Annotated in this window: 20 protein-coding genes; 17 read left to right on the top strand and 3 right to left on the bottom strand. The window is 70.8% G+C overall.

All coding sequences use genetic code 11. The features are described from left to right. Positions 1 to 136 precede the first annotated feature (136 nt). The 5 genes from rho (at position 137) to EJV46_RS10760 (ending at position 3,827) form a co-directional block, all read left to right on the top strand. Entirely contained in the window at positions 137 to 1,411 is a 1,275-nt protein-coding gene (gene rho, locus EJV46_RS10780) for a transcription termination factor Rho (RefSeq protein ID WP_131548622.1), read from the top strand. A gap of 424 nt (positions 1,412 to 1,835) precedes the next feature. After that, positions 1,836 to 2,174 (top strand): hypothetical protein, encoded by a 339-nt coding sequence (locus EJV46_RS10775; RefSeq protein WP_131548621.1) that lies wholly within the window; start codon positions 1,836 to 1,838, stop codon positions 2,172 to 2,174. A gap of 18 nt (positions 2,175 to 2,192) precedes the next feature. Continuing rightward, the gene (locus tag EJV46_RS10770) at positions 2,193 to 2,432 is read left to right on the top strand and encodes a YMGG-like glycine zipper-containing protein (RefSeq protein ID WP_131548620.1); all 240 of its coding nucleotides are present in this window, start codon (positions 2,193 to 2,195) and stop codon (positions 2,430 to 2,432) included. Positions 2,433 to 2,475: 43 nt separating this feature from the next. Beyond that, complete coding sequence (locus tag EJV46_RS10765) at positions 2,476 to 3,030, top strand: HD domain-containing protein (RefSeq protein ID WP_206020765.1); 555 nt, start codon at positions 2,476 to 2,478, stop codon at positions 3,028 to 3,030. A 59-nt stretch (positions 3,031 to 3,089) separates the two neighbouring features. Continuing rightward, positions 3,090 to 3,827: a GNAT family N-acetyltransferase gene (locus tag EJV46_RS10760; RefSeq protein WP_131548619.1), complete on the top strand. Its 738-nt coding sequence runs from the start codon at positions 3,090 to 3,092 to the stop codon at positions 3,825 to 3,827. A 33-nt stretch (positions 3,828 to 3,860) separates the two neighbouring features. Here EJV46_RS10760 and EJV46_RS10755 read toward each other — a convergent pair whose 3' ends face one another. Next, on the bottom strand, positions 3,861 to 4,835 hold the full coding sequence (locus EJV46_RS10755; protein ID WP_131548618.1) for a quinone oxidoreductase: 975 nt from the start codon (positions 4,833 to 4,835) through the stop codon (positions 3,861 to 3,863). Further along, positions 4,832 to 5,311, bottom strand: a complete 480-nt coding sequence (locus EJV46_RS10750) for a methylated-DNA--[protein]-cysteine S-methyltransferase (RefSeq protein WP_131548617.1) — start codon at positions 5,309 to 5,311, stop codon at positions 4,832 to 4,834. Before EJV46_RS10750 ends, EJV46_RS10755 begins: the two co-directional genes overlap by 4 nt. 118 nt (positions 5,312 to 5,429) lie before the next feature. On the opposite strand from EJV46_RS10750, the gene mnmE reads away from it, so the two are divergent. The 12 genes from mnmE (at position 5,430) to EJV46_RS10690 (ending at position 17,190) form a co-directional block, all read left to right on the top strand. Then, a complete protein-coding gene (gene mnmE / locus EJV46_RS10745) occupies positions 5,430 to 6,725 on the top strand; it encodes a tRNA uridine-5-carboxymethylaminomethyl(34) synthesis GTPase MnmE (RefSeq protein WP_131548616.1) in 1,296 nt (431 codons plus the stop codon). A 17-nt stretch (positions 6,726 to 6,742) separates the two neighbouring features. Beyond that, positions 6,743 to 8,614, top strand: a complete 1,872-nt coding sequence (gene mnmG / locus EJV46_RS10740) for a tRNA uridine-5-carboxymethylaminomethyl(34) synthesis enzyme MnmG (protein ID WP_131548615.1) — start codon at positions 6,743 to 6,745, stop codon at positions 8,612 to 8,614. Further along, positions 8,601 to 9,206 (top strand): 16S rRNA (guanine(527)-N(7))-methyltransferase RsmG, encoded by a 606-nt coding sequence (gene rsmG / locus EJV46_RS10735; RefSeq protein ID WP_165585469.1) that lies wholly within the window; start codon positions 8,601 to 8,603, stop codon positions 9,204 to 9,206. Before mnmG ends, rsmG begins: the two co-directional genes overlap by 14 nt. Beyond that, positions 9,193 to 10,026 carry a ParA family protein gene (locus EJV46_RS10730; RefSeq protein ID WP_131548613.1) on the top strand — a complete coding sequence of 278 codons (834 nt, stop codon included), beginning with the start codon at positions 9,193 to 9,195 and terminating at the stop codon, positions 10,024 to 10,026. Before rsmG ends, EJV46_RS10730 begins: the two co-directional genes overlap by 14 nt. Continuing rightward, entirely contained in the window at positions 10,023 to 10,865 is an 843-nt protein-coding gene (locus EJV46_RS10725; protein WP_131548612.1) for a ParB/RepB/Spo0J family partition protein, read from the top strand. Before EJV46_RS10730 ends, EJV46_RS10725 begins: the two co-directional genes overlap by 4 nt. 299 nt (positions 10,866 to 11,164) lie before the next feature. Further along, positions 11,165 to 12,178: an Ldh family oxidoreductase gene (locus EJV46_RS10720; protein ID WP_206020764.1), complete on the top strand. Its 1,014-nt coding sequence runs from the start codon at positions 11,165 to 11,167 to the stop codon at positions 12,176 to 12,178. Further along, a complete protein-coding gene (locus EJV46_RS10715) occupies positions 12,171 to 12,932 on the top strand; it encodes an RNA methyltransferase (protein ID WP_131548611.1) in 762 nt (253 codons plus the stop codon). Before EJV46_RS10720 ends, EJV46_RS10715 begins: the two co-directional genes overlap by 8 nt. 35 nt (positions 12,933 to 12,967) lie before the next feature. Next, positions 12,968 to 14,071: an ABC transporter permease gene (locus EJV46_RS10710; protein ID WP_131548610.1), complete on the top strand. Its 1,104-nt coding sequence runs from the start codon at positions 12,968 to 12,970 to the stop codon at positions 14,069 to 14,071. Then, entirely contained in the window at positions 14,071 to 14,847 is a 777-nt protein-coding gene (locus tag EJV46_RS10705) for an ABC transporter ATP-binding protein (RefSeq protein ID WP_131548609.1), read from the top strand. Before EJV46_RS10710 ends, EJV46_RS10705 begins: the two co-directional genes overlap by 1 nt. Then, positions 14,848 to 15,873: an MlaD family protein gene (locus EJV46_RS10700; protein ID WP_131548608.1), complete on the top strand. Its 1,026-nt coding sequence runs from the start codon at positions 14,848 to 14,850 to the stop codon at positions 15,871 to 15,873. Beyond that, positions 15,870 to 16,490 (top strand): ABC-type transport auxiliary lipoprotein family protein, encoded by a 621-nt coding sequence (locus tag EJV46_RS10695; protein WP_131548607.1) that lies wholly within the window; start codon positions 15,870 to 15,872, stop codon positions 16,488 to 16,490. Before EJV46_RS10700 ends, EJV46_RS10695 begins: the two co-directional genes overlap by 4 nt. Positions 16,491 to 16,584: 94 nt before the next feature. Continuing rightward, positions 16,585 to 17,190, top strand: coding sequence for a DUF2939 domain-containing protein (locus tag EJV46_RS10690; protein WP_131548606.1), 606 nt, complete (start codon positions 16,585 to 16,587; stop codon positions 17,188 to 17,190). Between the two features lie 43 nt (positions 17,191 to 17,233). Here the strand turns inward: EJV46_RS10690 and EJV46_RS10685 are convergent, their stop codons facing one another. Then, positions 17,234 to 18,478 (bottom strand): UbiH/UbiF/VisC/COQ6 family ubiquinone biosynthesis hydroxylase, encoded by a 1,245-nt coding sequence (locus tag EJV46_RS10685; RefSeq protein ID WP_131548605.1) that lies wholly within the window; start codon positions 18,476 to 18,478, stop codon positions 17,234 to 17,236. Between the last annotated feature and the right edge of the window lie 46 nt (positions 18,479 to 18,524).

The raw sequence follows: 18,524 nt of genomic DNA, 5'->3' as shown, positions 1-18,524 counted from the left end.
TCGCGGGCCCGATCCCTCCCCTGCCAACGCCGATCCGCCATGACTCCTCGAGCATGGTGCGACCCCGGGGCCTCACCACAGCCGCCCCGTGCGTTTTCCCAAGCTTCGCGTTTCCACTTCTGACTCTGGATGCTGCATGCACCTCTCGGAACTCAAGGCCAAGTCGCCGCCCGACCTCCTCGCCTTCGCGGAGGAGCTCGGTGTCGAGAACGCCTCAACCCTGCGCAAGCAGGACATCATGTTCGCCGTCCTCAAGACGCTCGCGGACAATGACCAGGCGATCTACGGCGAAGGCACGCTGGAGATCCTCTCCGACGGCTTCGGCTACCTGCGCAGCCCGCAGGCCAACTTCCTCCCCGGGCCCGACGACATCTATGTCAGCCCCGCCCAGGTGCGGCGCTTCGGCCTGCGGACCGGCGACACGGTCGAAGGCCAGATCCGGGCCCCCAAGGATGGCGAGCGCTACTTCGCCATGCTCAAGGTCAATTCGGTGAACTTCGAGCCGCCCGAGGCGCTCCGTCACCGCATCAACTTCGACAACCTGACGCCGCTCTACCCGACCCGCCGCCTCAAGATGGAGAACGCCGAGGTCGAGAGCGTCGGCAAGGGGCCGCAGAAGGACAACACCCATCGCGTGATCGACCTGATCGCGCCGATCGGCATGGGGCAGCGCGCCCTGATCGTGGCGCCGCCGCGCACCGGCAAGACGGTGATGCTGCAGAACATCGCCAAGTCAATCAGCGCGAACCATCCCGAGGTCTTCCTGATGGTGCTGCTCATCGACGAGCGGCCCGAGGAGGTCACCGACATGGCCCGCACCGTGAAGGGCGAGGTCGTGGCCTCCACCTTCGACGAGCCGGCGACGCGCCACGTGCAGGTCACGGAGATGGTGCTGGAGAAGGCCAAGCGCCTGGTGGAGCACAAGCGCGACGTGGTGATCCTGCTGGACTCCATCACCCGGCTGGGCCGCGCCTACAACAGCGTCGTCCCCTCCTCGGGCAAGGTGCTGACGGGTGGTGTCGATGCGAACGCCCTGCAGCGGCCGAAGCGCTTCTTCGGCGCGGCGCGCAACATCGAGGAGGGCGGCTCGCTCACCATCATCGCCACCGCGCTGATCGACACCGGCAGCCGCATGGACGAGGTGATCTTCGAGGAGTTCAAGGGCACCGGCAACTCGGAAATCATCCTGGACCGGAAGCTCTCGGACAAGCGCGTCTTCCCGGCGATCGACATCACCAAGAGCGGCACCCGCAAGGAGGAGCTGCTGGTGGACCGCGGCACGCTCAGCAAGATGTGGGTGCTGCGCCGCATCCTGAACCCGATGGGCACGCAGGACGCGATGGAGTTCCTGACCGACAAGCTAAAGTACAGCAAGACGAACCAGGACTTCTTCGACGCGATGAATACCTAGTTCGACGCGGGCGGTCGCGGCAGGCAGCCGCGACCGACGCGCTTGGCCTCGCCGCGCGGCTGGCGCGGTCGCGCGGCGGCCGAATGGGCAGCGGCGGTGCGGCCGGCTTCTCCGCGGGCGCCTCATTCCGGCGAGATTCGCGGCCCGTGGTCCATGTTCCTGCCGCTTCGGGCCTCCGCCACGAAGCCGCGCTGTCCAGGGCAGGCCGCGGCCTTCGCTTTCCCTTCCCCTTTTCCGTCGACTCTCCCGCCTGCGCGCGCCCCGCGTTGCGGGTCCTTGGCGAACGGCCTTGGCTCCGGCTTCGCACGGCCACGAAGGCCCAGCCCCGCCCACGGATCGGCGGGATGAATTCCAGCTCCTCAATGCCTTCATCTTCCTGCCACGATCCCCTGGTCAATGGCCTGACGGTGAGGGAATGTTCGTCATGATCAGACTCTGCGTGCTGGTCGGGATCGTCGGCCTGTTGGGATTGGCAGGCTGCAACGAGACCCGTCGCGGCTACGGCTACGGCAACAACTACCGCCCCGCCTATGGCGGCAGCTACAATCGCGGCTACGACAACCGCTATCGGGACGACCGCGGCCGCGCCAACCGGGGCTACCAGCAGAACAACCGCGGCAGCCGGAGCGCCCCCAGCCATCCGGGGAATCGCGGCGGCGGCTGGAACGTCCAGGGCGGCGGAGGTGGGGGCGGCTCCAACCGAGGGTCTGGCGGCCCCGGTCTGAACACCGGGGACCCTCCTGCGAACCACCCGGGCAACTGAACTCAAGGAGATACTCTCATGCGGAAGCTTCTTCTTCCCCTCGGCCTTGTCGCCGCCCTCGGCACGGCTGGCTGCACGAACCCCTACAGCGAGGGCCAGCGGGCCGCCGGCGGCGCGCTGATCGGCGCGGGCTCGGGCGCGGCGCTCGGCGCCATCTTCGGCGGCGGCCAGGGCGCGGCGATCGGCGCGATCACGGGCGGCGCGGTCGGCGCGGCCACTGGCGTGGTCACGACGCCGCAGCGGCCCGGCCGCTATTGATGGGGGCGCTGTTGACGGGGGCGCTGTTGATCGCCGCCCTCGCTTGATTTCGAGAGTCCTGGCGGCCGCAAGCTTCGCGGCCGCCGTCCATGCCACGCATCGGCGCAAGGGTGCCGCGCAGGAGCCCTATATCAACCACCCGCTCGAGGTGGCGCAGATCCTGGCCGAGCACGACGCGCCGGAAGCGGCGATCCTCGCCGCCCTGCTGCACGACACGGTCGAGGACAGCTCGGACGACCCCGAGCCGGTGACGCTGGAGGCGCTCTCCGCGCGCTTCGGCGCCGAGGTCGCGTCGATCGTCGCCGAGGTCTCGGACGACAAGAGCCTGCCCAAGGAGATGCGCAAGGCGCTGCAGGTGAAGATGGCACCGAAGAAGTCGGACGGTGCCAAGCTGGTGAAGCTGGCCGACAAGATCTCCAACCTGCGCGCCATCATGCTGGCGCCGCCGGCCTCCTGGGACCACGCGCGGAAGGTCGAGTATGTGGGCTGGGCCGGGCGCGTCGCGGCCGGCCTGCGGGGCGTCAATCCCGCGCTGGAGGCACGCTTCGACGCCACCTATCGGGAGGCCATGGCAGCCCTCGCGCGCGAGGCCGCGTGAAGCCGGTGGAGCGTGGTCCGCCGGGGCGGAAGGGCCGAGGCGCGACATCGCCCGCGCAGATGCGGCTGGTCCATGCACTGGAACGCGCGACGCTCAATGCCGTGCCCGCGCGACGCATTGCCTTCGACGGGCCCTTTGTCGTCCGCGCCTTCCTGGGCGGCACCGGGCGGGCCAATGCCGCCTGCTCGCTAGATCCGGCGCCCGATCCGGAGGTGGCCGCGCGCTCGACGCGGATCGCGGCGCATTACCGGCGGCTGGGGCTGAAGCCCCGCATCCGGTCCTCGCCACTCGACCCGGCCGGGCTGGGCGGGCATCTGCGCGCCACGGGCTGGGTCGAGGAGGACGAGTCCCTCGTGACCAGCGGGCCATTGGCCGCGCTGGCCGCTCCGGATCCCGAGGTGACGGTTCTGGATGCCCCCGACGCGGCCTGGTTCGAAGTGCTCGGCACGGTCGAGTACCAGTCGCCGGCACGGCGCGCGGAGAAGCAGGAGGCCGTGCCGCTCTTCGCCGTGCCGGCCGCCTGGATGGTGCTGCGGCTGGACGGCGTCCCGGCGGCGGTGCTCTCCACCACCTGCGACGGGGTCTATTGCGGCCTCTTCGACCTTGCCGTGCGGCCCGAATTCCGCCGGCGCGGCCTGATCCGGCGGGCGATCGGCGCCGCCGCGCATTGGGCGGCGGCACAGGGCGCGGAGCAGTTCTTCGCGCAAGTGTCCGCGACGAATACGGCGTCGATCGCGCTCCAGGCGGGAATCGGGCTGGTGGAACGCTATCGCTACAGTTACTTCACGCGCCAGTGATCCAGCCGGCACAACGTAAGTGCGCCAGAAAAATTACAGCAGAAAGATGCTGCTGCCGGTCGTTTTCCGGGCTTCCAGGTCGGTATGCGCCTGGACGGCATCCTTGAGCGCGTAGCGCTGGTTCACGTTCAGCTTCACCTTGCCGCTCTTCACCATCTCGAAGAGGTCGGCGGCCACGGCTTCCAGGTCGGACCGCTTGGTCGTGTAGGAGGCGAGGGTCGGGCGCGTCAGGTAGAGGGAGCCCTTGGCGGCGAGGATGCCGATGTCGATCGGCGCGACCGGGCCCGAGGCATTGCCGTAGCTGACCATCATGCCGAGCGGCGCCAGGCAGTCCAGCGAGGGGATGAAGGTGTCGCGGCCGACGCTGTCATAGACCACGGGCAGCATGGCGCCGCCGGTGATCTTCTTGACCGCCGCCGGCAGGTCCTCGCCGGAGAGCACGACATGGTCGGCGCCATGGTCGCGGGCGAGCCGGGCCTTGGCCTCGGTGCTGACCGTGCCGATGACAGTGCAGCCAAGCGCCTTGGCCCATTGCACCATGATGAGGCCGACACCGCCCGCGGCCGCATGGACCAGGATCGTCTCGCCTGCCTTCACCCGGTAGGTGCTGCGCAGCAGGTACTGGGCCGTCATGCCCTGGAGCATCATCGAGGCGGCCTGCTCGAAGTCCACCCCCTCCGGGATCTTCACCAGGCGATCGGCCTTCATGGCACGGGCCTCGGCATAGGCGCCGATGGGGCCGGACGCATAGGCGACGCGATCACCGACCGCAACTTCGGTCACATCCTCGCCGATCGCCTCGACGATGCCGGCGCCCTCCATGCCGATGGAGGTGGGCAGCGCCGGCGCCTTGTAGAGGCCGTTGCGGAAATAGACGTCGATGTAGTTCAGGCCGACGGCCTTGTGGCGGACCAGCGCCTCGCCGGGCTTGGGGTGCGGCAGGGGCACCTCCTCCCACACCATCTTCTCGGGGCCGCCATATTCATGGATGCGGATGGCATGGTTCATAGGAGGAATCCTTGGGCCAAGGGCCGGTTGAGAGCGCGTGCTTCGTGCTCGAGCAGGTAGCGCTTGGTGGAGGGGCCATCACCGCCCGAGAAGCCGCCAAGCGCGCCGTTCGCGGCGATCACCCGGTGGCACGGGATCAGGATGGGGATGGGATTGGCGCCGTTGGCCTGACCGACGGCGCGGGGAACGGAGGCGATCTCGCGGGCGATATCCAGGTAGCTTCGGGTCTCGCCCGCGGGAATCCGGGTCAGCGCCGCCCAGACGCGGCGCTGGTAGGAGGTGCCGTGGGGCGCGAGCGGGAGCTGGAAGGTCAGCCGCTTGGCGTCGAAATAGTCGTGCAGCTGGTCCCGCGCTTCGCGCAGCAGGGGCGTGGCCTCCTGATCGGAGCCGCGTCCCCAGTCGAGCGCCACGATGACGCCGTCCTCCTCGGAGACCGTGATCTCGCCCAGGGGCGAGTGAAGCGAGAGCTGCGGCATGTTTCCCTATGTTGCACACGCGGTGGGATGCAGCACCCGTGGGGGGCCGGCGTCAAGCGTCCCCCCTTTTGGGCGGCGAGCTGCGCGACTAAGGGGTGTTGGCGTAACAGGAGACCCCATGGGGAACCCGATTTTCGCGCTGGCCAGCGGAGCCGGCCGCGCCGCGGTGGCGGTGATGCGCCTCTCCGGTGCCGGGACAGGCGCGCTCGTCGAAGCGCTGTGCGGCCCGCTGCCGGAGCCGCGCCGGGCCAGCCTGCGCCGGCTGCGGCACGGCGAGGTGGTGCTGGACCGGGCGCTGGTGCTCTGGCTGCCGGCGCCGGGCAGCTACACGGGCGAGGACAGCGCGGAGCTGCAACTGCATGGCGGGCCGGCGGTGGTGGCCGCGGTCGCGGAGGCGCTGGTGACCCTGGGCGCCCGGCCCGCGGAGCCGGGGGAGTTCACCCGGCGGGCCTTCCTCCACGGCAAGCTGGATCTGACCGAGGCCGAAGGGATCGCCGACCTGATCGCGGCCGAGACCGAGGCCCAGCGCCGGCAGGCGCTTCGCCAGGCCGAGGGTGGGCTGGCGCGGCGACATGCCGAATGGGCGGCGCGGCTGACGCGGCTGCTGGCGCGGCAGGAGGCCTTCATCGAGTTCGAGGAGGAGGACCTGCCGCCAGACCTGGACACAGAGGTCGCCATGGCCGCAGTCGAGTTGCGCGACGACATGGCCAGCCTGCTGGCGGATGGCGCGCGTGGCGAAAAGCTGCGGGAGGGCCTTGCGATCGCCATCCTGGGCGCGCCCAACGCCGGGAAATCCTCGCTGCTCAATGCCTTGTCCGGGCGAGATGCGGCGATCGTCTCCACCCGGGCCGGGACGACGCGGGATGTGGTGGAGGTCCGGATGGCCCTGGCCGGCGTACCCGTGACGCTGGCCGATACGGCCGGGCTGCGCGAGGGCGCCGACGAGATCGAGGCCGAAGGCGTCCGGCGGGCACTGACCCGGGCGGAGGTCGCCGACCTGCGGCTGCTCGTCTTCGCCGCCGATGCCGAGCCGGATGCGGCCACCCTGGCGCTTCGGGGCGAGGATGCGCTGGTGATCGTGAACAAGGCCGACATCGCATGCGGCAGTCCGGTGGACGGCATCCCGGTGTCTGCGCGGACCGGGCAGGGGCTGGCGGAACTGCGCCTCAAGCTCGAGGCGGCGGCGACGGCAAGGGCAGGGCTGAGCGATGCCGCCGTGCTCACGCGCCCGCGCCACAGGGCGGCCTTGCGCGAATGCGTGGAATGGCTGGACCGGCTGTCCGAGGCGGGCCTCCCGGAGCTCCGCGCCGAGGCGCTCCGGAATGCGTTGCGGGCCTTGTCGCGTTTGACGGGCCGCGTGGATGTCGAGCAAGTGCTGGACCTCGTCTTCGGCGAGTTCTGCATCGGCAAATAGCTGCTATATGCCCGCCCATGTGGGACGCGACCTATGACGTTGTGGTGGTGGGCGGCGGCCATGCCGGTTGCGAGGCCGCGGCGGCCGCGGCGCGCTGTGGCGCGCGGACGCTGCTGCTGACCCATGATCCGGCCAAGCTCGGCGAGATGTCCTGCAATCCGGCGATTGGTGGAATCGGCAAGGGGCATCTCGTCCGTGAGGTGGATGCCCTGGACGGGATCATGGGCCGGGCGGCGGATGCCGCCGGGATCCACTTCAAGCTGCTGAATCGCAGCAAGGGGCCGGCGGTGCGTGGGCCCCGCGCCCAGGCCGACCGACGTCTGTATCGGGCGGCGGTACAGCGGCTACTGGCGGAAACGCCGGGACTCGCCATCCTTGGCGAAGCGGCCGAGGATTTGGTCGTCGAGGCAGGCCGTCTGCAGGGCGTCGTGACGGCATCGGGGCGGCGCATCGCCTCCGGCGCGGTGATCGTCACGACCGGAACCTTCCTGCGTGGCGTCATCCATATGGGCGAGGCGCGGATCCCGGCGGGGCGCGCGGGCGAGGCGCCCTCCATCGGCCTGGCCCTGACGCTGGATCGGCTCGGGCTGCCGATGGCAAGACTCAAGACCGGCACGCCGCCGCGGCTGGATGGGCGCACGATCGATTGGGCCGGGCTGGAAATGCAGCCTGGCGATGCCGAGCCGGAGCCGCTGTCCTGGATGACCGAGCGGATCACCAATCGTCAGGTGTCCTGCGGCGTGACCCACACCACATCCCGCACCCACGACCTCATCCGGGCCAGCCTTCACCTGTCGGCCGTCTATGGCGGGCGGATCGAGGGCGTAGGGCCACGCTACTGTCCCTCCGTGGAGGACAAGGTGGTCCGCTTCGCCGACCGGCAGCGCCACCAAATCTTCCTGGAGCCCGAGGGTTTGGACGACCCCACGATCTATCCCAACGGGATTTCCACGAGCCTGCCCGAAGAGGTGCAGCGCGCGATGGTGGAGAGCATTCCCGGTCTCGAGCGCGCGACGATCCTGCGGCCGGGCTATGCCATCGAGTATGACCATGTGGACCCACGGGCGCTGAAGCCGTCGCTGGAATGCCACGCCCTCGCCGGGCTGTTCCTGGCTGGCCAGATCAACGGAACGACCGGCTATGAGGAGGCGGCCGCACAAGGGTTGCTCGCCGGCGTGAACGCCGCCCATACGGCCTCGCGCGGCGCCGCTCCGGCCGTGCTGGACCGGTCCGAAGCCTATCTTGGTGTCCTCGTCGATGACTTGACCTTGCAGGGCGTGACGGAGCCCTACCGCATGCTGACCGCGCGCTCGGAATTCCGCCTCAGCCTGCGGGCCGACAATGCGGGGATGAGGCTGACCGAGAAGGGCATCGCCTGGGGATGTGTCGGTGCCATGCGCGCCCGGGCTCATCGTGCTTTCAGTATGTCGATCGGCGAGGCCATGGAACGCGCCCGTTCCGACGGCGCAACCCCGGCCGCCTATGCGGCAGCTGGCGTGCCGGTCAATCAGGACGGTCGCTGGCGCAACGTGCTGGACGCGCTGGCCCTGCCAGCCATGTCCGCCGAGGCGGCCGACTCGCTGTTCCCCTGGCTGCGCGACCTCGCCCCCCGCGTTCGTGCGCATGTGGAGGCCGAAGCGCTCTACGGCCCCTATCTGGTACGGCAGGACGCCGAGCGCGCCCTTCTCAGGCGTGAAGAGGCCTTGGCCATCCCGGCCGAGATCGACTTCGCCGGGATCGCCGGGCTTTCGAACGAGATGCGTGACCGACTGCGTCGGGCCCGGCCGGCAACCCTGGGCGGCGCCGGCCGCCTTCCCGGCCTCACGCCAGCCGCCCTCGCTGCCTTGGCCGTCCATCTCCGTCGCGGTGTTTCACGTGAAACAGGCTGAACCAGCGACGCTCGATGTTTCACGTGAAGCCGAGGTCAAGCTCCGGGACTATTTGTCCCTTCTCCGGACCTGGAACGCCAGGATCAATCTGGTGGCCAACGCGCCGGAGGAGCAGCTCTGGCAGAGGCACGTTCTGGATTCCTGGCAGCTCCTCCCCCTGCTGCCTGACGGTCCGCTGGCGGACCTCGGTTCCGGCGGCGGATTGCCCGGCCTCGTCATCGCCATCGGGCGCCAGCAGGAAACGCATCTGGTCGAATCAGATCGCCGGAAGTGCGCCTTTCTCATTGAGGCGAGCCGTGCGCTCGACCTCTCGCATGTGTGCGTCCATCCAATGCGAATCGACGATGCCAAGCTCCCACCCGTCCGTGTCGTCACCGCTCGCGCCCTCGCGCCACTGAAGAGTCTCCTTCCGCAAGCCGCCCGAATCCTCGGGCCGGACGGCGTGGCGCTCTTTCCCAAGGGCCGCTCGGTCGATGCGGAGTTGACGGAGGCCGCTCCGCATTGGTTTATGCGGGTCGAGCGGTTCCAGAGCCGAACCGACGCTCAATCGACCATCCTCCGCCTCAGCGAGATCCGCCCTGCCGGTGCCTGACCCTGCCACCTACCAAGTCCTCGCCCTGGCCAATCAGAAGGGCGGCGTCGGGAAGACCACGACGGCCGTGAACCTGGCCGCCGCGCTGGCCGCCAAGCACCGCGTCGTGCTGATCGACCTGGACCCGCAGGGCAATGCCTCCACCGGCCTCGGAATCGCGCGCGCGGCCCGTGGTGCCGGCAGCTACGCCATGCTGGTGGAGGGGCGATCCCTGGCCGAGGTGCTGCGTCCGACCGCGGTTCCTAATCTCTCCATCGTCCCCGCGGACCCGAATCTTGCGGGTGGCGAACTCGAGATGGTCGACCTCACCCGCCGCGAATCCCGCCTGCGCGATGCCCTGGCCAGTGGGGCGGCGGCGTTGAAGGGGGTCGACTGGATCCTGCTCGACTGCCCGCCGTCGCTGAGCCTACTGACGCTGAACGGACTCATCGCCGCCGATGCCGTGATGATCCCGCTCCAGGCCGAATTCTACGCGCTCGAGGGTGTCTCCCAAATCATCCAGACGCTCGACCGCGTCCGTGCCGGCCACAATGCCGCGCTGCGTCTCGACGGCATCGTGCTGACCATGTTCGATCGCCGCAACAATCTCTCCGAAGCGGTGGAGAACGACGTGCGAGCCTACTTCAAGGCGCAGGTCTACGACACGGTGATCCCCCGCAACGTCCGCGTCTCGGAGGCGCCGTCGCACGGCCTGCCGGTGACGTATTACGATCCCCGCTCCCCCGGTGCCGAGGCCTATGCCCGCCTGGCCGCCGAGTTCCTCCGACGCCACCGCGCTCGCCGGCGCGAGCTTGCCAAGTCCGAAGGCCGCGACGCATGAGCAAGCCCCCTGCCCTGGGCCGTGGCCTTTCCGCCCTGCTCGGCGACGCTGCCGCGGTCAGCCCATCGGCCCCTGGCCTGCGCACCCTGCCCGTCGGCGCGATGGAACCGGGGCCGTTCCAGCCGCGAGAAGCCATGGACGAGGCGGCGCTGGCTGAACTCGCCGCCTCGATCCGCGAGCACGGTGTGCTCCAGCCCATCCTGGTTCGCCCGATGAAGGGCCGGCCGGACCGCTTCCAGATCATCGGCGGCGAGCGCCGCTGGCGTGCCGCGCAGGCGGCCGGCCTGCACGATGTTCCCGCCCTCGTCCGTGAGTTCTCCGACCGCGAGGCGATGGCGGCTGGGCTTGTGGAGAATCTCCAGCGGCAGGATCTCAACGCGCTGGAGGAGGCGGAGGGCTACGGCCGTCTCACCGAGCAGTTCGGCCTGACCCAGGAGGCGCTGGCCCGGGCCGTGGGCAAGAGCCGGCCGCACGTCGCCAACACGCTGCGCCTCCTGAACCTCCCCGAGCGCGTGCGCGACCTCTTGCGGGAGGGCGCGCTGACCGCCGGCCATGCCCGTGCCCTGCTCACGGCCAAGGATCCGATCGCGCTCGCCCTGATGGTGGTGGATCGCGGGCTGAACGTGCGCCAGGCTGAGGCGCTGGCGGCGTCGAAGAATCTTGGTACCGCCCCGCGCCAGCCGAAGACGGACGCCGAGACGCGCGCCCTGGAGCGCCAGATCAGCGGGCATCTCGGCCTCAAGGTGACCATTCGTCACGGCACCCGCGGTGGACAGGTGGTGCTGGCCTATAAGGATCTTGACCAGCTCGACGGGGTCGTCCGCCTGCTCACAAAATAATGGCAGCGTGCTCGTGCGGAGGTCGCCTCCACGCGCATTGGCAGGATGGCGAAGCACAGCCGCCAAGATGCGCCGGGGTGTCTCGCCGCGCATGTGCGGCCGAGGACCTTCATCCAGGGCGCCCTTGTCTTCGTCCGGCCGGCCTCCGTGAGGTGCGGATCGCATGGGCGTCATCTGTGGGTGAAAAGACGCATGGGCCGTTCCGCCCGTCACGCCAGGGCCGCCCCGGCGCGGAGAAGCCGGCATCCACGCCGATAGAGGCGGTTGCCCCGGCTCGTGATCCGGGCTTGAACCGGCGCATGAGCGACCTGCCCCGACTGAGCCTCGCCGAGGCGAAAGCCCTCGCCGTGGCGGCCCTTCGCGCCGCTGGCGCCGAACCGCGGATGGCGACCCTCACCGCCGAGGCGCTGGTGGCTGCGGAAGCCGAGGGACAGGGCGGCCACGGCCTGTCGCGCGTTGCCATGTATGCCGGGTTCCTGAAGGAAGGGCGGGCCGATGGCACGGCGGTCCCGCGCATCGCCGCCGAGCGTGGCGGCGCCGTTCTGATCGATGCCGGCAACGGCCTCGCCTATCCTGCCCTGCACCTCGCCGAGACGGAGGCGTCCCGCCGCGCGCGCGTGCAGGGCGTGGCCTTCGCCGCCGTCACCAACAGTCATCATGCGGGCGCCATGGCCTTACCGGTCCGCCGCCTCGCGCAGCAGGGCCTCGTCGCGCTGGCCTTCACCAACTCGCCTTATGCCATGCCCGTGCCCGGCGGCCGACGGCCCTTGCTGGGCACGAATCCGGTCGCCGCCGCCTTCCCGCGCCGGAACGCTGCTCCGATCGTCGTCGACCTCGCGCTTTCGGAAGTCGCTCGCGGCAAGATCATGATCGCCGCCAAGGAGGGCCGTCCCATTCCGGAGGGCTGGGCGCTGGATTCCGAGGGGCGGCCGACCACCGAGCCGCGGGCCGCGCTGGACGGCGCCATGCTGGCGATGGGCGGCGCCAAGGGCGCGGCGCTGGCGCTGGTGGTCGAGATCCTCTGCGTGGCGTTGGGCGGCGCCGCCTTCGGCTTCGAGGCCGACAGCTTCTTCGCGCCCTCGCCCCGGGCACCGCGGCTCGGCCATGCGATCCTCGCCATCGACCCGGGCGCGCTGGCCGGCCAGGAGGCCTTCCTGGACCGCATGGAGGCGCTGGTCGCCGCCATGCTGGGCGACGAGGGTGTCCGCCTGCCTGGAAGCCGGCGCGACGATCTGATCGGAACAGCAACGACGTCTGGTGTTTCGGTTTCGCAACAACTTCAGGACCAGCTGCGGGCCATGGCCAATGTCTGACTTCGCCCCGCGTCAGCCGGACCCGCAGCGCATCTGCGGGGTCAGCGCCGTCCGCGCGCTCTTCCTCCGCCGTCCGGAGGCCGTGCAGCGTCTTCACTACCTCGCCGAGCGCCGCCCTGTTGCCGGCCCGCTCTGCCGCTACCTGGCGCGCCACCACAAGGCCTATCGCGAGGTCCTGACCGACGAACTCGCCCGCATCGCCGGCACGGAGCATCATGGCGGCATCGTCGCCATCGCCGATCCGCGCCGCGCGCAGCCCATCGGCAATCCGCCCTCGCCCATCCTCTTCGCCGCCCCGGTGCTTCCCGTGCTGGACGGCATCGGCAATCCGCATAATCTCGGCGCCATCGCGCGCGGCGCGGCCTTCTTCGGCGCGAAGGCGCTGCTCCTCTCCGGCGATGCCCGCCAGGCCGACCTCTCCGATGCCGCCTTCCGGACCTCGGAGGGGGCGCTGGAGCATCTCGCCGTCTTCCGCGCCGATGATCTCGCGCAGAACCTCCGTCGCCTCTCGGGCCAGCTCCTGATCGTGGGCGCCGCCGCCAGCGGAGGCGTCCCGCCCGAGGCGCTGCCGCGCGGCAAGCCCATCGCCTTGGTCCTGGGGCATGAGGAGGCCGGCCTTTCGCCTGATGTCCTGGCCGCTTGCGAGGCGCGCGTGACGCTGCCGGGCTCAGGCCTCGTGGAGAGCCTCAACGTCGCCGCCGCCGCCGCGGTCCTGATGCACGCGCTCCTCGCGCCACGCCGCCAAGCCCCTTGAAGCCCGGCACCCCCGGCGTGCATGGTCCGGCCCGCATGCCCAGCGATATGTTCAGCGCCGAAACCAGGGACGGGCGGCTTCACCTGCGTTTCTCGGGCCCGCTGGATCGCGCCGCCGCCGCCGCCCGATGGGACGAGGCTCACCGCGCCGCCAGGGATGCCCGTGCCGTCACGCTCGATGCCGGGGAGGTCACGGCTCTGGATTCGGGCGGCGCCGCGCTGCTGGTCTCGCTCGCGGGCGACGAGGCCGAATGGGTGGAGCCCCGGGATCCGGCGGCCCAGGGCACGCTGGACCGCTTCCGCAAAGGCCTCGGAACGGCAAGGCCATCGGGACCGCGCCACCTCAGGTTCCGGCCCGTGACGGCCCTCGGCGCCTATACGCTCGGCCGCTACCACAAGTTCCTGGAGCGCGCCGCCTTCATGGGCGACACCATCCTCACCACGATCGGCCTCCTCCCGCGCCCCTGGCGACTGCGCTGGGCCGAGGTGTTGCGCCACCTCGACGAGGCGGGCACCCAGGCCTTTCCCCTCTGCATCCTGCTCGGGACGCTGATCGGCGTGATCCTGGCCTTTCAGTCCTCGGTACCCATGCGCCAGTTCGGCGCGACCATCTTCATCCCGCAGCTCGTCGGCATCTCGCTGACCCGCGAGCTCGGCCCGCTGCTCGCCGGCGTGATCCTCGCCGGGCGCACCGGCTCGGCCTATGCCGCCGAACTCGGCACCATGCGGGTGAACGAGGAGGTGGACGCGCTCAAGACCATGGGGCTCGATCCCACGGCCTGGCTGGTCGTCCCGCGCATCCTCGCCTCCACCCTGGTCATGCCGGCGTTGAGCATGGTCATGAACATCACCGGCCTCATCGGCATGTCGATCGTCATGGCGACCCTGGGCTTCCCGCCGGTCGCCGTGCTGAACCAGCTGGAGCAGTGGATGTCGGTCGGCGACCTCGCCGGCGGTCTGGCCAAGAGCGCGGCCTTCGGACTGGCCATCGGCTATGTCGGCTGCCGCGCCGGCCTGTCCGCCGGGCGCGGGCCGCGCGCGGTGGGCGATGCGGCCACGGGCGCCGTGGTGGGCGGCATCGTGGCGCTGGTGCTGCTCGACGGGCTCTTCGCGATCCTCTTCTTCCGGCTGGGCTGGTGATGGCGGCGCCCGAGAAGGCGGCCGCCGGTCCCGAGCCCGTCATCACGGCCCGCGACGTGGCCATGCGCTACGGCCGCCGCACGGTCTTCAAGGACGTCACCTTCGAGGTCCGCCGAGGGGAGATCTTCGTCATCCTCGGCGGCTCGGGCTGCGGCAAGTCCACCCTGCTGAAGCTGCTCATCGGCCTGATGCCCCCCAGCGAGGGCGACATCTCCGTCCTGGGCGACGAATGGGCGAAGCTGGAGGGCGAGGCCCGGCGTCACCTGCTGCAGCGCATCGGCGTCATGTGGCAGTCGGGCGCGCTGCTCGGCTCCCTTACGCTTTCGGAGAATGTGGAGCTGCCGATCGAGGCCCACAGCCATTTACCCGCGGCCGCGCGCGCCCTGGTCGCCAGCGCCAAGCTCGGCCTGGTCGGCCTGGGCGACGCGTTGGACCGCCTGCCGGCCGAAATCTCCGGCGGCATGCTGAAGCGCGCCGGCATCGCCCGCGCCATGGCGCTGGACCCCGAGATCCTCTTCCTGGACGAGCCCTCGGCCGGCCTCGACCCGATCACCTCGGCCGGGCTCGACCAGCTGATCCTCTCGCTGGCGCGGGAGACGGGAACGACCTTCGTGGTCGTGACGCATGAGCTGCAGTCGATCCTCGCCATTGGCGATCGCTGCATCATGCTGGACAAGGACGCCCAGGGCATGATCGCCGAGGGCGATCCGAAGAAACTCCGCGACGAGAGCGAGCATCCCACGGTGCGCGCCTTCTTCCGGCGGGAGGCGATGTAGGTGGCGAGCATACGCAGAATCCAGGTCTCGGTCGGCATCATGGTGCTGGTGGGCGTCGGCCTGCTGCTGGGCTTCGTGTTCTTCCTGACCCAGAACCGGCTGAGCGGGTCGGACGTGGTGATGGAGACCTATATCCGCGAGAGCGTGCAGGGGCTCGAGGTGGGCTCGGCCGTGCGCTATCGCGGCGTCTCGGTCGGGCGCGTCACGGCCATCGGCCTGGCCTCGGCCGAGTACCGGAGGCCCGAGGGCGAGCCCTTCGCCGCCTCCTTCCAGCTCGTGGTGGTCCGCTTCGCGGTCAATCTCGGCCTGGTGGGCGACATCCCGTCCCTGGACGATGCCGTGAAGCTCGGCCTGCGGGCGCGGCTCTCGAGTCAGGGCATCACGGGCGTGTCCTACATCGAGCTGGATTTCATCGATTCGGCGCGCGACGACGCGCTCCGCACCCTGCCCTGGGAGCCGCGCTTCCCCTGGATTCCGGCCGTGCCCTCCACGGTGGCGCAGGTGCAGTCGGCGGCCGAGATGGTCATGCGGCAGCTGCAGGACATCGACTTCGCCACGCTGTTCGGGACCATCAACAGCCTCGCCACGGAGCTGCGGGACCAGGTGAAGGCGGCGGAGCTGAGCGGCGCGGTCCAGGAGGCGACGGCGCTGCTGGCCGACTTCCGGCGCACGCTCGGCGCTGCCGATATTCCCGGCGTGCTGGGCGAGGTCCGCAACACCACGGTGACGCTGCGGGAGACGGTGAATTCGCCGGACGTGCGCAATGCGCTGGCCTCGCTGGCCGCCGCCACGCAGGACCTGCGCCGGACCGCCGCCCGCCTGCCGGGGACGATCACCCAGCTGGATGCCGGGGTTCGCGGCGTGCGCAGCACCACGGGCGACCTGCAGGCCGACCTCGCGCCGGTGCTGCGCGACCTGCGCGCCACCACCGCCAATCTGCGCGAAACGACGGAGGCGCTGCGGCGTTCGCCCTCGCAAGCCATCCTGGGCGCCCCACCTCCGGTCCCGAGCGGAGCCCGTCGATGAACAGGCGCCTTCTTCTGACGCTGCCGCTGCTGGCCGGGGGCTGCTCGCTCCTGCCGAGCCGGCCCTATCTCGAGACCCGGCGCTATGCGCTGGAGCCCCGGCGGCCGGCCTCGGCGCCGCGCGCCCGGGCGCCGCGCGGCGCCATCCTGCTCCGGACCCTGCGCGCGGGGCCGGGCATGGAGGTGCGCGGGCTGCGCCTGGTCCGGCCTGACGGCACGCTGGATGTCGCCTTCTACGACGAGTGGCTGGCGCCGCCGGCCGATCTCGTGGAGTCGGCGCTGCGCGAATGGCTGATCGCCTCGGGCGTCTTTACCGCCGTGGCGGCGCCGGGCTCGCGACTGTCGACGCCCTTCGTCCTGGAGGCCGAGATGGTCGCGCTGCAGGCCGAGCCGGGCCAGGCCCGGGCGGTCATGACCGCCCTGCTGCTCTCCTCGGCGGGCGACCTCCTGGCCGATCCGCGCGTCCTGGCCCAGCGGCGGCTCGAGGCCGTCGTGCCGCTGCCGCCCGAGGCCACCCCGGCCGCGCAGGCGGCCGGCATGCAGGCGGCCCTGGGGAAGCTCTTCGTTGAGCTGGAATCCTGGCTCGTCTCAAGCGTCCCACAAATACGACGGCGTTAACCCCTCGCTCATAGAGCAGCCCTGATAATCCAAAAACCGAGACGCGGTCTCGGCTGGCGGATTTTTCCCTGTCCTCCGGGACAGAGGGGGGCAGATGAGCGGGACGACGGCATCCAACTCCTGGGACGAGATCTGGGCGGAGTTCGACGCGCGGCAGCCGGTGCATCGCGCCGCGCCGGCGCGCGCCCCCGAGGGTGAGGCCAGGAGAAGGCGGCGCCCGGCCGCCGGCCTTCGCCGCCTTCTGGCCCTGATCGGTGTCGGGCTCGCCACGGTCTATATAATTTCGCCCGTGGCCTCCGCGGTGCAGGTGGCCTCGGCGATCCAGCGCGGCGACTCCGGGGCGCTGGCCGGCCACGTCGACTGGGAGTCCTTGCGCCCGGCCATGGCGGCGGTGCTATCAGCCCGCGCCCGCGATCAGGAGGAGCGGCCCATGCCCGCCTTCATCGCCGGCATGGCGCGGGACATGGCGGCGCAGCTGTCGGGGGCGGATGCGCTGACGGAGCTGTTGAAGACCCAGCTTGGGCATGGCGGGACCGGATCGGCGCGCGACATGCTGGGCCGGGTGAGGATCGTCGGCCTGGATGCCTGGGAGGTCGAGCTTTCGGCGCCGCGATTCCCCCGGCGCTCCGCGCGACTGACCCTGGGGCTGACGGATCCCTGGCGGCTGCGCTGGGAGGTGCGGGCGATCGATCTGCCATGACACGACTATGGCGCGAGGCGTCCCGGAGATCGGATCGGCCCGTTCAGCCCCGCAGCGGCAGCCCCATCGCCTGCCGTGCGAAGCCCCGCTTCAGCGCCGGGATCCGGTTGACCGCCGCGATCCCGAGGCGCCGCGCCAGCCGCAAGGGCCCGACATCGTTGCCGAAGAGCTTCTCCAGCGCATGCGTCGCGCCGATCATCATCAGCGCATCCGGCCGCCGCCGCGCCTGGTAGCGGGCCAGGAGCGCCGCGCTGCCCACATCCGCGCCGGCCGCATGCGCCTCGGCCACCAGCTCGACGAGCGCCGTCACGTCGCGGAAGCCGATGTTCAGCCCCTGCCCGGCGATCGGATGCATGCCATGGGCGGCGTCGCCGACCAGCGCCAGGCGCTCGGCCACATAGCGCGTCGCGTGCATCGCGCTCAGCGGATAGTGCCAGCGCCGGCCGATCGGCTCGATGGCGCCGAGATGCCCGCCGATCCGGCGGCGCAGCTCGCGGGCGAAGGCCTCGTCGGGCAAGGCCAGCATCCGCTCGGCCGTGGCGCGCCGCTCGGACCAGACGAAGGAGGAGGCGTGCGGCAGCGCACTTGTCCCGAAGCTGCCGAGATCGGCGAGCGGCAACTGCGCGAAGGGCCCGGCCGGCAGAAAGAGCTCCAGCGCGCGGTTGTGGTGCGGCTGCTCATGCGCGAAGGCGCCGACCATGCCGATCTGGCCGTAGTCATGCCGCGCCGTGCCGATGCCGGCGGCCTGCCGCAGCGGGCTGTTGCGGCCCTCGGCGCCGACCACCAGCCGCGCGCGGAGGATGCGGCCATCGGCCAAGGTGACGGTGGCGCCCTCCGGGTCGCGCGCGACCTTCGCGGTCATGGGGGCGAAGGCGTGCAGGTTCGGCATCCCGGGCAGTCGCGCGTTCAGCGCCACGCGCAGCGCGCGCGCCTCGACCATCCAGCCGAAGGGCTCGCCGCCGACCTCGGTCGAGTCGAAGTCGAGGTCGAGCCGCGAGGGCGCCTCGCCCACGCGCCCGTCGGCGACCTTGATGCCCTCGATGGGGCAGGGGGTCGTGGGCAGGCGCTCCCAGACCCCGGCCGCGTCCAGCAGCCGGCGCGAGGCCAGCGCGATCGCATAGGCGCGGCCGTCGAAGCCCGCGAGCTCCATGGGGGGGAGCGGCGCGGCGTCGATCACCGCCACCGGCACGCCGCGCGCCGCCAGCGCGGCAGCTAGCGTCGCACCCACCGGCCCGGCGCCGATGACCGCGACGGAGACCTCGAGATCGGCAGAGGGAAGAGGCTGCATGATGCGCTCAGCCTTACGCCATTTTCGGCGTCGCGCAGAGCCTCGC

Origin of the sequence: Roseococcus sp. SYP-B2431 (assembly GCF_004336745.1) — a bacterium.
Lineage (GTDB): Bacteria > Pseudomonadota > Alphaproteobacteria > Acetobacterales > Acetobacteraceae > Roseococcus.
The sequence above is the reverse complement of the archived record's forward strand: the minus strand, read 5'-3'. Positions and strand labels throughout refer to the sequence as shown.